This window comes from Chitinophaga sp. W3I9, from assembly GCF_050434025.1.
In the GTDB taxonomy this organism is placed as follows: Bacteria; Bacteroidota; Bacteroidia; order Chitinophagales; family Chitinophagaceae; genus Chitinophaga.
The window spans coordinates 1,306,013-1,320,266 of sequence record NZ_JBNPWC010000001.1 but is presented as its reverse complement, the minus strand read 5'-3'; the positions used below and the strand labels follow the sequence as shown (position 1 = coordinate 1,320,266).

Genomic DNA, 14,254 nt, shown 5'->3' with positions numbered 1-14,254 from the left:
CTGCTATATTACATGATTAACCACTTATTTTTGTACCAAATAAGATCTGACCGTGAATATTGAACAACTATACAGCATCTATGAGCAGCATCGCTCCGTACAAACAGATACCCGTAAACTGAAAGCCAATGATATTTTCTTTGCGCTGAAAGGAGGCAATTTCAATGGTAACGAATTTGCCGCCCGGGCGCTGGAAATGGGCGCCGCCTTTGCCGTGGTAGATGAAGCAGCTTATTTTACCATACCGGATAAAATGATGCTGGTAGACGATGCCCTCACCGCTTTACAGCAACTGGCTTTACATCACCGCAAACAATTAAATATCCCGTTCCTGGCCATCACCGGTACTAACGGTAAAACCACTACGAAAGAACTGATCAATGCAGCATTGTCTGCCGGATTAAAAACATATGCCACCGTTGGCAATCTCAATAACCACATCGGTGTGCCCCTTACTATTTTAAGTATACTCCCGGGCGTAGAAATAGCCGTAGTGGAAATGGGCGCTAACCACCAGCGGGAAATAGCCGGTTATTGTGAAATTGCGTTGCCTACCCACGGCATCATTACCAACATCGGGAAAGCACACCTGGAAGGCTTTGGCAGCGAAGAAGGCGTTAAAAAAGCAAAAGGGGAACTGTATGATTTTTTACGCGCCAACAATGGCACCGTATTCGTATGCAACGATTATGGTTACCTGCTTGAAATGGCGCACGGCATCCCGGAAATTATTACCTATGGCAGCAGCGAAGCCGATTACGTAGGCGAAGCCATCGCCGACAGCGCCTTCCTGGCCGTGGAAGTACGAGGCAGCAGCCAGGTAGGATTTATACAAACACAACTGACAGGCGCTTATAATTTCCCCAATGTAATGGCCGCAGTAGCAGTAGCCAGCCACTTTAACGTGCCGGAATCAGCGATTGCACCGGCTATTGCACATTATACCCCTTCCAACAATCGCTCACAGGTAATAAAAAAAGGCAGCAATACCATTATCATGGATGCCTATAATGCCAACCCCTCCAGTATGAGAGCCGCTATTGAAAACTTTGCCGGTATCCAGGCTGATAAAAAAGTGCTGCTGCTCGGCGCCATGATGGAACTTGGAACAGATAGCGTTAAAGAACACCAGGACCTGGTAAACTTACTGGAACGCACACACTGGGAGGCAGTGGTACTGGTTGGCGGCGACTTTAAAAAAGTTACCCACCCTTACATCTTCCTCGAAAATGCCACCGAAGCCGGAAAATGGCTGCAGCAGCAACAGTACCAGGATACACATATACTTATCAAAGGCTCCCGGAGCACCGGTATGGAGAAAGTGCTGGCCTGATAACCAGGGGCGATTCAGCAGGCAGACCCGAAGCGTTCAAAATATTTGTTAACGATTTCATAATTGTATTATTTTTAATACTTCAATCTGTCATTTGAACTTTACCAAAATCTGAATCGCAATGCACAAAAAAATCTGGCATTACCTTATTAGTATGCTTTGCTGCGTACTATTGATCCCTGCTGCCCTGTTTGCCCAGGAAACAACCGCCGACATAGCCGGTATTATTGTAAGTAAAGAAGGGCCTGTTCCCGGCGCAAGCATTACTGCTACCCATGTGCCCACCGGCACAAAATATAACACCGTTTCCCGGAAAGACGGCCGTTATAATTTACCCAACCTCCGCGTTGGTGGTCCTTATACCTTATCTGTTTCTTATATTGGCTTTAAAGACGAGAAACGCGACAACATTTTCCTGTCGCTGGGACAGGATTTCAAATCAGACATCAACCTGCAATCCAGTACCAGCACCCTCACAGAAATAGTGGTCACTTCTGTAACCCAGAACAAAGTGATTAACAGGGCCCGCACCGGCAGCCAGGAAGTAATTACCCGCTCCCAGATGGACCGCCTGCCTACGATCAGCAGGTCTATGCAGGACTTCACCAAACTCACACCCTCTGCCAACGGCCTGAATATCGGCGGCAGAAGCAATCAGCTGAACAACATCACCGTCGACGGTGCCAACTTCAACAACTCATTCGGTTTGCAGCCCACACTCGGCTCCCAAACAGCATCCCAGCCTATCAGCCTGGAAGCGCTCGAACAGATCCAGGTAAACGTATCTCCCTATGACGTAAGACAAGGCGGCTTTTCCGGCGCCGGTATCAACAGCGTTACCAAAAGCGGTACCAACACGTTCAAAGGAGCCGTGTACACTTACATTCAAACACCCGGATTACAGGGGTTGAAAGTAGGCAACGCCACTGTTCCCAAACCCGACTTTAACTATAACCTGCGCGGCTTCAATGTGGGGGGCGCCATCATCCCCAACAAATTGTTCTTCTTCGTAAGTGCAGAACAGGAAAGGATTAAAGCACCCGCTACCAGCCTCGTAGCCAACAAACCCGGCGGAGTAGCCGGTGGCAACGTATCACAGGCAGTAGCAGATACACTGGATGCACTCAAACAATTCCTGATCAGCAAATACGGATATGATCCCGGCGATTACCAGAATTATACCTACCGCACGCAAAGTGATAAAGTAACACTGAAGGTCGACTGGAACGTGAATGAGCATAACACCTTTACTTTTAAATACAGTTACCTGAAATCATTTAAAGATATTCCTGCCAGCAACAGTGGCGCTCCCGGCGGCGGTGCTGTTGGAAGTGGCCGCCAGCCCAGTGCTACCGGTCTTCCTTTCAGCGGAAGCGGCTATACCATCAACAATAACTTCAACATTTTTATTGCGGAACTGAATACCCGCATCGGCAACCGCGCTTCCAATAAACTGCAGATCGGCTACTCTGCTATGCGCGATTTCAGGAATGCTTTGTCACAAAGCAATTTCCCCCTCGTGGATATCATGAACGGCCAGGGCGCCAGCTATACCGCCTTCGGATATGAGCCGTTCACCTATAATAACAAGCTCAATACCGATGTATACCAGCTGTCTGATATCTTCACCATGTACAAGGGAAAACATGAAATCACGATAGGAACACAAAACTATTATAAAACGTTCCTCAATGGCTTCGCTCCAAACTACAATGGCAACTACCGCTTTAATACACTCACGGATTTTTATGCCAGCGCCAACAGCAACCTGGCAACGGCTTCCCGTTATGCAGTGTCTTATGCAACTACCAAAGACGGATCCTTTCCATACGCAAAAATCAACATGCTGGAACTGGGCGCGTTTATCCAGGATAAGTGGAGTGTTACCAACTTCTTTACCTTCACCTACGGATTACGTATAGACGTACCAGTTATAGGCAGTACATTCTCTAAAAATGATTCTCTCACTGCTTTGACTTTCAGGGATGGAGTAAAGGTAGATGTAGGCCAGGCGCCAAAAACAACACCGCTCCTGTCGCCAAGGATTGGATTTAACTGGGACGTTACACATGACGGCAAAACGCAGCTCCGTGGTGGAGCAGGTTTATTTGCCGGTCCGCCGCCAGCTGTATGGCTGAGCAACCAGGCCGGTAACAACGGCGTACAGTTCGGATCGTTTGTAGCGCAAACAAGTGCTACTGCGCCCACCATTCCTTACCCGTTCAGTTCCGATCCCAATACTTACAAAGCCGGTACAGAAGGACGGTTATCTTCCCAATATAATATAGCCGTTACCGATAAGAACTTTAAATATCCGCAGGTATTAAAAGCAACACTGGCTGTTGACCGACAGTTACCATGGGGCGTAATCGGTACCCTGGAATTCAACTATTCCAAAGATATCAATGCGGTATATTTCCAGAACGTAAACCTTCCTACTGCAGGGTTTCAGCTGGATAGCACCCCCGATCACCGCACACGCTATAATTCTTCCAAAATATACGCAGGCAACAGCCTGAGTAATCCTAATATCAGCGATGCCATCCTGATGCGCAATACCAACAAGGGCTATTCGTATTTTGCCACCATCCAGTTGCAGAAAAACCTGCCTAATCTTTACCTGAGTGCAGCCTATACTTACAGTAAATCTCGCAGTGTAAATGATGGTGGCAGCATCGCACAAAGCAACTGGCGCGATCGCCCCGTTGCCGGCGATCCTAATGCCAATGCTCTGGGCTACTCCAATTACTACATGCCCCACCGTATCATCGCAGCCGCTACCTACCGCTTTACCTGGGCGAAACATTTCGCTACTTCTGTTGGTATTGTGTATGAAGCCGCTCCAAGTATAAACGGACTTTACAGCAACACTTCCTATACTTACAACGGCGACGTAAACAACGATGCTTCCGGTGGTAACAACGACCTGATCTACATTCCAAAAACCAGGAACGATATTAAACTGGTGCCGGTTGGTTATGGCGACAAAACCTACAACCCCGCTACCAATGCAGATAAACGCACCGCAGATATCATCTGGAATCAGCTCGATAATTTTATCAAACAGGATAACTACCTGAGCGGTCACCGTGGAGAATATGCAGAACGCAACGCGGTAGTATTACCTTTCGCCAAACGCATGGACCTGAATATTACACAGGACATCTTCGTATTCAGCGGCAAAGAGAAAACCAAACACACGCTGCGTATCAGTTTCGATATCATCAACTTCGGCAACTTCCTCAATAAGCGCTGGGGTATTTCCAAAATTCCGAACCTGCCCTCTTTCCTGAAATACGAAGGACAATACAAAGACGCTTCCGGCACCGCTACGGCTGCCGCAGCCTACTCCTTCCCTTACCTGGATGCAGCGAACCAGATTCCGCTCACCAGTTCATTCAGAGACAATACCGGCACTATTTCCAGATGGCAGGGACAGCTTGGTATCAGGTATATGTTTAATTAACGCGGATTTTGTCTTTCTCGCTGATTACGCTGATTATACTGATTATCTGGATTTTTACTTTTGGATTTTTTTTAGATTTTTAGATTTTCTTAAAATAATATAATTAAGGGAGATAAGAGCGGATATCCGCTTCTATCTCCCTTAATCCTTTATAAAATCTAAAAGTAAAAATCCAGATAATCAGTATAATCAGCGTAATCCTGAGCCAAGACAAAACCCGCCCGGGATACAATTTATCGGAGTAATAGTGCGTTAATATTTCTTGAAATTAATCCCTCTATTTGTGAGAAGTAGCTTAAAAAAAAGACCTGCAAGCTAAAAAACCCGCAGGTGTTCATAACCTATGCCAACTTTAGAGTAATCTTTAAAACTTAAACTGTTAGAATCTATAAAGCCTAAGTCTTGTAATATTTTGAGTATTGATGTTTTTTCTATTTTGTATATAAGAGATAACGTAATGGAAAATGTATTTGTTCAAAAATTCGTGAAAAAATTTTGGTCTTAACATTTTGGGCCCTTCTTTCCGGGGTGTCTCTCTATTACTTACGGAGGATAAATTCCTTTGGATTGCTAAAATGGAAAAAAAATTAAAAAAAATATTATTATTTAAATTTTAAATATATAAGTAAATGCTTACTTGATATCCTGGCAAATTTCTATCAAAACCCCGTTGCTGTGCTTAGGATGCAGGAAACAGATCAGCTTATTATCAGCCCCCTTTTTTGGCGTTTCCTGTAATAAAACAAACCCTTCTTCCTGTAACCGTTTCATTTCTGCATAAATATCCGTTACTTCAAAGGCGATGTGATGCATGCCTTCTCCTTTCTTATCCAGGAACTTTGCAATAGCGCTGTCCGGCCCTGTGGCTTCCAGCAATTCTATTTTGGTTTCGCCCTGCCGGAAAAAGGCGGTCTGCACCTGCTCGCTGTCCACCTCCTCCTGCTTGTAACATGGCGTGTTCAGCAGCTTTTCAAAAAGCGGAATGGACACAGATAATTTATTAACGGCAATGCCTATATGTTCTACCCTGAGCATGTTTATAAATATTAATAGTGGTACAAATCCGGTATCCGTACCGCTTTCCGGAATATGCTTAACCCGGTAAAAATAGAACTTATGTTGTAAATTTGTTAGGCCCGGATTTTAATATAAACAGAAAGACATTATGCTGCAGCTGCCCGTTTACCTCGATAATAATGCCACCACTCCCTGCGATCCCAGGGTAGTAGCGGCCATGTTACCCTATTTCACCGAAATATTCGGCAACGCAGCAAGCCGCAGCCACCTCCTGGGATGGGCTGCCGAGGAAGCAGTAGACAATGCCCGTGAACAGGTAGCCAAACTGATTGGGGCAACACCTAAAGAAATTGTCTTTACTTCCGGCGCCACAGAAGCCGTTAACCTTGCCATTAAAGGAGTGTATGAAACATACGCCGGCAAAGGCAATCATATTATTACTGCCGTCACCGAACATAAAGCCGTCATTGACACCTGCAAACACCTCGAAAAACAGGGCGCACAGGTAACCTGGCTTCCGGTAAACCACGAAGGACTTATTGACCTCAACGAACTGGAAGCGGCTATTACGCCCCAAACTATCCTGATCAGCCTGATGTATGCCAATAATGAAACCGGTGTCATCAACCCCATACGCGCCATCAGCGATATTGCCAGAAAGCATGGCGTATTATTTATGACAGATGCCACCCAGGCAGCAGGGAAAATTCCGGTAGACGTAAACGACGATGGTATAGACCTGCTTACCCTCAGCGCCCATAAAATGTACGGTCCTAAAGGAACAGGCGCCTTATATGTGCGCAGACGTTCCCCCCGCGTAAAGCTCACCGCACAGATCGACGGAGGCGGCCACGAAAGAGGTATGCGCTCCGGCACCCTGAATGTGCCCGGCATCGTAGGACTGGGAAAAGCCTGCGAACTATGTATGGAAGAAATGGCGGCCGACACACAACGCATCCTTCCCATGAGAAACAGGCTGGAAAAGGCTTTGCTGGAAATAGAGCAAACATATTTAAATGGCGCCCCCGGCCAGCGCCTGCCACATACCTGCAACCTGTCATTTAAATACGTGGAAAGCGAAACCCTCATGATGGGCTTCAATAAAAAGATCGCCCTTTCCTCCGGATCAGCCTGTACCTCCGCCTCCATGGAACCCAGTTACGTGCTGAAAGCAATGGGCCTCAGCGACGACCTCGCACACGCCTCCCTCCGCTTTGGCCTCGGAAGGTTTACCACAGATGAACAAATAGATTTTACTATTCAAACCATTACAGACGCCGTTTCCCAGCTAAGAACCATCAGCCCCATATGGGAAATGTATAAAGATGGCGTGGACCTTTAAGTCCACCTTTCCCCCGGGTCAATGCCGTAGATACTCCGTACATACTCCCCCGTATAAAGCCCCTTAAAAACCTCCCATACAATAGCCGGAAAGGTAATAGCGTTTACCCTATATTTGTATCTTTACTAATATCCTAATCCTTACAAACTGTTCATGCTAGCCATCTTTAAGAAAGAGATTAACCAGTTTTTCAGCAGTGTTACCGGCTATGTAGCCATCATACTGTTTTTACTGGCGAATGGATTAATGTTGTTCGTTTTCCCGGAAACCAGTTTACTGGACACCGGGTATGCCAACCTGGATCCGCTGTTCAACCTGGCGCCGCTTATTTACCTCTTGCTCATACCGGCCATTACCATGCGCTGCTTTGCAGATGAATTTAAAACCGGTACCATGGAATTGCTGAGCACCAAACCACTTACCGGCTGGCAGATTGTAATGGGTAAATTCTGGGGCAGCCTGCTCATTGTAGCCATCTCCCTGCTTCCTACCATCGTTTATTTTTTTGCTATAAAACAATTGAGTGTAGATAACCAGCTGCTTGATACCGGCGGTATCACCGGCTCCTACATCGGGCTTTTACTGCTGGGGGCAACATTCACCGCTACCGGTATCTGGTCTTCTTCTTTAACCAACAATGCCATGATCGCCTTTCTCATTGCACTGTTTACCTGCTTTATACTTTATAACGGCTTCGATGCCGCCAGCAAAATACCGGCGTTCAGCGGCGGAGCCGACTACTACCTGCAAATGGCTGGGATTAAATTCCATTACGCCTCCATCAGTCGTGGTGTAATAGATAGCCGCGATATCGTTTATTTTATCAGCATCATAGGCCTGATGCTCTATCTCACTAAATTATCCCTGCAAAGAAAACTCTGGCAAAACGGTTAATGACCGTCCTTACTAAACAACATGGCTACACGAAAGAAATACATACAACGTGCAATAACAGTTATACTGGTACTCACGGGCATTAATATAGCAGCAGCTTATTTTCATGGCAGATGGGACCTGACAGCAGAAAAAAGATACACGCTCACCGCCAGCACCCGGCAAATGCTCCGCAAACTGGACAGCCCGGTGGAAATTGAGGTATTCCTCAAGGGCGATTACCCCGCCAGCTTCCGTCAGCTGGCACAATCCACTTCCGAACTGCTGGAAGAGTTCCGCGAATACGGTAAACAAAACCTCCGGTTTACATTTATCAATCCCGGACAGGGGCTGACGGACTCCGCACGCATGAAATTCCTCGGTGAACTCACCGCACAGGGCATCATGCCGTTTAATATGAAAGTGCAGCAGGAAGCCAACGACGGCTTCGCCGAAAAGCTGATCTTCCCCGGTGCACTGGTACATTACAAAGGCAAAACGGTAGGGGTGAATCTCCTGAAAAACCAGGGCGGGCAGGATCCCATGCAAACCATGAACAGCTCGGAAGCGTTGCTGGAATACCAGTTTGCCTATGCCATCCATAAATTGCAGGAAAAGGAAAAACCACTCATCGGGTACATGCTGGGGCATGGAGAATCACTTGGCGCCGAAGTATACGACGCCCTGAGTACCCTTCAAAACAGCTACGGCCTGGATACCCTCACCCTGCAGGCCGCTTCCTACATACCCCGCGATTTTAATGTAATCCTCTTTGCCAAACCGGCAGGCACTTTCTCTGATGCAGATAAATTTAAAATAGACCAGTATGTAATGAACGGCGGCAAAGTACTGTGGTTCCTGGATGAATCCAGCGCCACCATGGACAGTTTACATGAGCACCCGGAATTCTTTGCCATGGATCGCGGGCTGAACCTGGAAGACCTCCTGTTCCGCTACGGCGTGCGCATTAACCAGGACCTGGTACAGGACCTGCAAAGCGATGTAGTGCCGCTGGTAGTAGGCAATGTGGGCAACCGGCCGCAGATACAGCCGATGCCGTTCCCATACTTCCCCATGCTGATGCCTACCAAAGCGCATCCTATCGTAAAAAATCTGGATATGGTGCTGAGCCGCTTCGTAAGTTCTATCGACACTATAAAAAACGACGCCATCCGCAAAACCATACTGCTCACCACTTCCAGGAACAGCCGTACCACACGCCTGCCGGCACAGGTAAGCTGGGACATCGTAAAAACACAGCCCAATCCGCGCGAATACCGCCAGAAATACCTGCCCACAGCCGTTTTGCTGGAAGGGAAATTTACTTCCCTGTTCCGCAACCGCGAAAATCCTGATGCGGTAAACCAGCTGTTTCACGCATCCGGGCAACCTTTCAGGGAATCATCCGATACTATCAACAAAATGATTGTGGTAAGTGATGGCGATGTAATTTCCAATGCCGTATCCCGCAAGGAAGGTCCGCTGCAAATGGGCATCAACGAATTTAACCCGGGCTTTGCCTTTGCCAATAAAGAGTTTTTTCTCAACTGCCTGGAGTATCTCAGCGGCAACAGCGGTATCATGGAAGCCCGGAACAAGGAGCTGACACTGCGTTTGCTGGATGGAGAAAAAATCCGGCAGGAAAAAACCAAATGGCAGGTCATCTGTTTCCTCGTACCCGTTGGGCTGGTTTTGCTATTTGCCATGGTATTCCAGTTTATACGGCAACGTAAATTTGCTGAATAGGCTGAAGTGCTGTAAGACACTGGCTTTCAGGGCATACAACAGTGGCCGCTTCCCGGAAATGGCAACCTTAAACCGGAAACCTAGCTGCCGTTTTCCTATCTTTGCTGCTCATAAAATGCAAATCACGTGGGAAAAACAGAAGTAACATATCTGGTATTTTTTATTGTGATCATCCTGGCAGTAGTATTTGACCTTGGTTTTTTTAGTAAGAAAAATACGAAAACAAGCTTGAAGACTGCCCTGTGGCAAAGCATTTTCTGGGTAGTTTTATCTATGCTCTTTTTTGGGTTCATGTGGCTGGAAGACGGCGCAGAACCCGCCATCAGCTTTTTGAGCGCATACCTGATGGAGAAATCCCTGTCGATAGATAATATCTTTGTATTTATACTCATCTTTAGTTTTTTTAAAATAAAAGAAGAGTACTATTCCAGGGTATTGCTGATAGGTATACTAATGGCCATTATTTTCAGGGCTTTATTTATCTGGCTGGGAATTGAGCTCATAGAAAGATTTGAATGGATATTATACATCTTCGGTGCTTTTCTCATTTATACCGGCATTAAAATGTTTGTCACAAAAGAGGATGACGAATTTAAACCGGAAGAAAATGCGATTTACCGTTTTATGAATAAATACATGCGGGTAACTACAGAAGAGCCGAAAGGCAAATTTGTGATCCGTAAACATAATAAGGCATATCTCACTACGTTATCACTGGTTGTGGTGATGCTGGCAGTAACAGATATCTTATTTGCGGTAGATTCTATACCGGCTGTATTTGCCATATCACGGGATCCGATGGTAGTATATACCTCTAATATATTTGCGGTTTTGGGACTCAGGTCCCTGTTCTTTTTACTGAGGGGAGCGGTAGATAAATTTGATTATCTGCCCCAGGGTATTGCCATCGTCCTGGTTTTTATAGGACTGAAAATGCTGGCAGAGTATTTTTTGCACAAGCACAATATTCATATACCGGTATACGTATCATTGATAGTGATAGTGCTATGCCTGGGAGGTTCCATCCTCTATTCTCTCTATCATCAGAAAAAAGAATTACCGGAAGGAGAAGTGAAGTAAAAAGCAGCGCAGACATTAATTTTGCAGCAGCTAAGTGATTATTCAAACCTGATAAACGTGTATAACGCAGCCAGCATCAACAAAACTTTGAAAGGGGAATTGTTGCAAGAGACCGGATTTTCTGAAATTGACCATCTTTTATTGGACAGCAGGAAGCTCAGCTTCCCCGAAACATCTCTGTTTATTCCATTGGTTAGCCCGCGGCGCAACGCGCATCAATACATTGAAGAATTGTACCGCAAAGGGGTGAGCAATTTTGTGGTGAGTGAACAAGTGCCACTGGAGAAGTATCCTAAAGCCAACTTCATTCTCGTAAAAGACACCCTGCAGGCGCTGCACGCACTGGTGGCCTTTCACCGGCACCAGTTCCATATACCTGTTATTGGCATCACCGGCAGCAATGGCAAAACCATTGTAAAGGAATGGCTGTACCAGCTGCTGGAAAAAGATTACAATATTGTTCGCAGTCCTAAAAGCTATAACTCCCAGATAGGAGTACCGCTTTCTGTATGGCAAATGAAACCGGAACACCAGCTGGCCATCTTTGAAGCCGGCATTTCACAACCCGGTGAAATGGTGAACCTCGAAAAAATTATCCGTCCCACTATCGGCATCTTCACCAATATCGGGGAAGCTCACAGCGAAGGATTCTTAAATATCCGCCAGAAAATAAATGAAAAGCTGGTACTGTTCGCTAAAAGCGATATCCTCATTTACTGCAAAGACTATCTCGCTCTCAATGAGTGTGTGCTGGCCTTTCACAACCAGGTAGGCAAAAAAGAAAACCAGGAAGGCGGACCGGAATTATTTTCCTGGTCACGGAAAACCGATGCCGACCTCCGGGTAACCAGTGTGGATAAACACGATAACCATACCCGTATAGATGCCCTTTACAAACAGGAACCCCTGCATTTCCAGATTCCTTTTGTAGATGAAGGCTCCATCGAAAATGCCATTCACTGCCTGGCGCTCATGCTGTACCTCGGCAAGGAACAAGCCGTTATCCAGCAACGGATGGATCAGCTCAGCAATATCGCCATGCGCCTGGAACTGAAACAGGGAATCAATAACTGCTCGGTGATTAACGACAGCTACAGCCTGGACCTCGGCTCTTTAACCATTGCGCTCGACTTCCTCCAGCAACAGCAGCAGCACGCTACCCGCACGGTTATCCTCAGCGATATCCTCCAAAGTGGCAAAAGCGACGCCACCCTGTATGAAGAAGTTGCAGACCTCCTGCAAAAGAAAGGCATCAATAAATTAATTGCTATCGGTAAAAATATAGGCAGGGAGAAAAAAAGCTTCCAGCAGATAGAAGGCCTGAAAACACAGTTCCTTACCACCACCGATGAATACATACAACAATTCAACGCAGATGATTTTCAGAATGAAACCATCCTGGTAAAAGGCTCCCGCATCTTCCAGTTTGAACGCATCGGCAAACTGCTGGAACAAAAGGCGCATCAAACCATCCTGGAAATTAATCTCACCGCTATTTCCCATAATGTAAAGCTGTACCAGTCGCTGTTAAAACCAAACACCAAATTAATGGCCATGGTAAAAGCGTTCTCCTATGGCAGCGGCAGCTTTGAAATAGCCAATCTCCTCCAGTTCCACGGAGTCGACTACCTCGCGGTAGCCTACGCCGACGAAGGAGTGGAGCTGAGAAGGGCCGGCATTACCATGCCTATCATGGTGATGAACCCGGAACCTGCCAGTTTCGACGCCATCCTCCACTGGAACCTGGAACCGGAAATTTATTCCATGCAGATCCTCCTGCAGTTTATGGAGGAAATCACCACAGCAGGCAAAACGGAGTTCCCCGTTCACATCAAGCTCGATACCGGTATGCACCGCCTGGGATTCGTGAAAAGCGAAATTGCCGAACTGGCGCAAATACTCACCGCCACCCCGCTGATGAAAGTGCAATCCATTTTCAGCCACCTGGCTGCCAGTGAAGATCCTGCAAAGGATGCTTTCACACAGCAGCAAGGCCGCCTGTTTTATGATATGAGCCATGAACTGCAGAAAGCATTGGGCTATACTGTAATCCGCCATATTGCCAACAGCGCCGCCATCAGTCGCCACCCCGACCTGCAACTGGATATGGTGCGGCTGGGTATCGGCATGTACGGCATCGACAGCAGCAACGGCATCCAGGACCAGCTTCGCAATGTAAGCACCCTGAAAACCACCGTAGCACAACTAAAACGCCTGGAAGCCGGCGATACCGTGGGTTATGGCGCCAAATGGGAAGCCAAAGGCCCGGCAGTGACTGCTACCGTGCGTATTGGCTATGCCGATGGCTACCCACGCAGACTGGGCATGGGCGTTGGTAAAATGCTGGTTCGTGGCAAACTGGCGCCTGTAGCCGGTGTAGTGGCGATGGATATGCTCATGCTCGATGTAACACATATCCCCGACGTATCAGAGGGAGACGAGGTTATTGTTTTTGGCCAGGATTTGTCCGTACAGGACCTCTCCACCTGGGCTGGAACCATTCCCTATGAAATATTAACAGGAATTTCACAGCGCGTAAAAAGGGTATATTTCCAGGAATAATGATATTGCAGGCTTCGACTTTGAAATAAACTATTATTTTTGATAAAATTCTAATATCAGTTGAAATATCGTCACGTAGTATTTATCGTTATCCTGATCCTGGTTATTGACCAGACACTGAAATTCTGGATCAAGACGCATATGTTTATGCAACAGGAGTTTGTGATTTTCCCCAATTGGTTCCGGATCCATTTTATTGAAAATGAAGGAATGGCCTATGGTCTTAAATTCGGAGGCGACTTCGGGAAGATCCTTCTTACCATGTTCCGCCTGGTAGCTGTAGTGGTGGGCTTTGTGTACATGAAAAAGCTCATCAAAGAAAAATACAGTACCGGCCTGCTGATTTGTGGATCCCTGATCCTGGCAGGAGCAGCCGGCAACCTGATAGACAGTATGTTCTACGGCCTTATTTTTAACGATAGTGTAGGGTATGAAGTAGCGAAGTTTATGCCTGCCGGCGGCGGTTATGGCAGCTTCCTGCATGGCCGTGTGGTAGATATGTTATACTTCCCTATCTACGAAGGCTACCTGCCTAAATGGGTACCGTTTAAAGGCGGCGACTACTTCGTGTTTTTCCGCCCGGTATTCAACGTTGCTGATGCAGCTATTTCTACCGGTGTAATCACTATCCTGCTGTTCCAGAAACGCTTCTTCGGAAAACACATGCAGCCTAAAGCCGTTGAACACTCTGATGCTGTAGCAAAAGATCCCGTAACTTAATTATCAACTTATTTATATAGAAAGCGCTCACCGGTGGTAAGCGCTTTTTTTATGCTATTACTTTAAAGCATAGGAAGATGACCGGCAAAATATCCGTCTTTCATCTTCCAAAATC

General features: G+C 46.6%; 9 protein-coding genes. 8 read left to right on the top strand and 1 reads right to left on the bottom strand.

What is annotated here, in order from left to right; translation table 11 throughout:
- The first annotated feature begins 52 nt into the window (after positions 1-52).
- Both QFZ51_RS05740 and QFZ51_RS05735 read left to right on the top strand, forming a co-directional pair.
- Positions 53-1,333: a UDP-N-acetylmuramoyl-tripeptide--D-alanyl-D-alanine ligase gene (locus QFZ51_RS05740; protein WP_429044052.1), complete on the top strand. Its 1,281-nt coding sequence runs from the start codon at positions 53-55 to the stop codon at positions 1,331-1,333.
- 121 nt (positions 1,334-1,454) lie between these two features.
- The gene (locus QFZ51_RS05735) at positions 1,455-4,799 is read left to right on the top strand and encodes a TonB-dependent receptor (RefSeq protein WP_429044049.1); all 3,345 of its coding nucleotides are present in this window, start codon (positions 1,455-1,457) and stop codon (positions 4,797-4,799) included.
- Between the two features lie 633 nt (positions 4,800-5,432).
- Here the strand turns inward: QFZ51_RS05735 and mce are convergent.
- Complete coding sequence (gene mce, locus QFZ51_RS05730; protein ID WP_079469734.1) at positions 5,433-5,834, bottom strand: methylmalonyl-CoA epimerase; 402 nt, start codon at positions 5,832-5,834, stop codon at positions 5,433-5,435.
- Positions 5,835-5,964: 130 nt separating this feature from the next.
- Between mce and QFZ51_RS05725 the strand changes: the two genes are divergently transcribed.
- From QFZ51_RS05725 to QFZ51_RS05700, 6 genes are all read left to right on the top strand, one after another.
- Complete coding sequence (locus QFZ51_RS05725) at positions 5,965-7,158, top strand: IscS subfamily cysteine desulfurase (RefSeq protein WP_429044045.1); 1,194 nt, start codon at positions 5,965-5,967, stop codon at positions 7,156-7,158.
- Between the two features lie 153 nt (positions 7,159-7,311).
- Positions 7,312-8,052: a gliding motility-associated ABC transporter permease subunit GldF gene (gldF, locus tag QFZ51_RS05720; protein ID WP_429044043.1), complete on the top strand. Its 741-nt coding sequence runs from the start codon at positions 7,312-7,314 to the stop codon at positions 8,050-8,052.
- Between the two features lie 21 nt (positions 8,053-8,073).
- Positions 8,074-9,777 carry a gliding motility-associated ABC transporter substrate-binding protein GldG gene (gene gldG / locus QFZ51_RS05715; protein ID WP_429044041.1) on the top strand — a complete coding sequence of 568 codons (1,704 nt, stop codon included), beginning with the start codon at positions 8,074-8,076 and terminating at the stop codon, positions 9,775-9,777.
- A gap of 126 nt (positions 9,778-9,903) precedes the next feature.
- Positions 9,904-10,857 (top strand): TerC/Alx family metal homeostasis membrane protein, encoded by a 954-nt coding sequence (locus QFZ51_RS05710; RefSeq protein ID WP_429044038.1) that lies wholly within the window; start codon positions 9,904-9,906, stop codon positions 10,855-10,857.
- A gap of 57 nt (positions 10,858-10,914) precedes the next feature.
- On the top strand, positions 10,915-13,419 hold the full coding sequence (locus QFZ51_RS05705) for a bifunctional UDP-N-acetylmuramoyl-tripeptide:D-alanyl-D-alanine ligase/alanine racemase (protein ID WP_429044035.1): 2,505 nt from the start codon (positions 10,915-10,917) through the stop codon (positions 13,417-13,419).
- A gap of 60 nt (positions 13,420-13,479) precedes the next feature.
- Positions 13,480-14,139 carry a lipoprotein signal peptidase gene (locus tag QFZ51_RS05700; protein ID WP_429044033.1) on the top strand — a complete coding sequence of 220 codons (660 nt, stop codon included), beginning with the start codon at positions 13,480-13,482 and terminating at the stop codon, positions 14,137-14,139.
- Positions 14,140-14,254 lie beyond the last annotated feature (115 nt).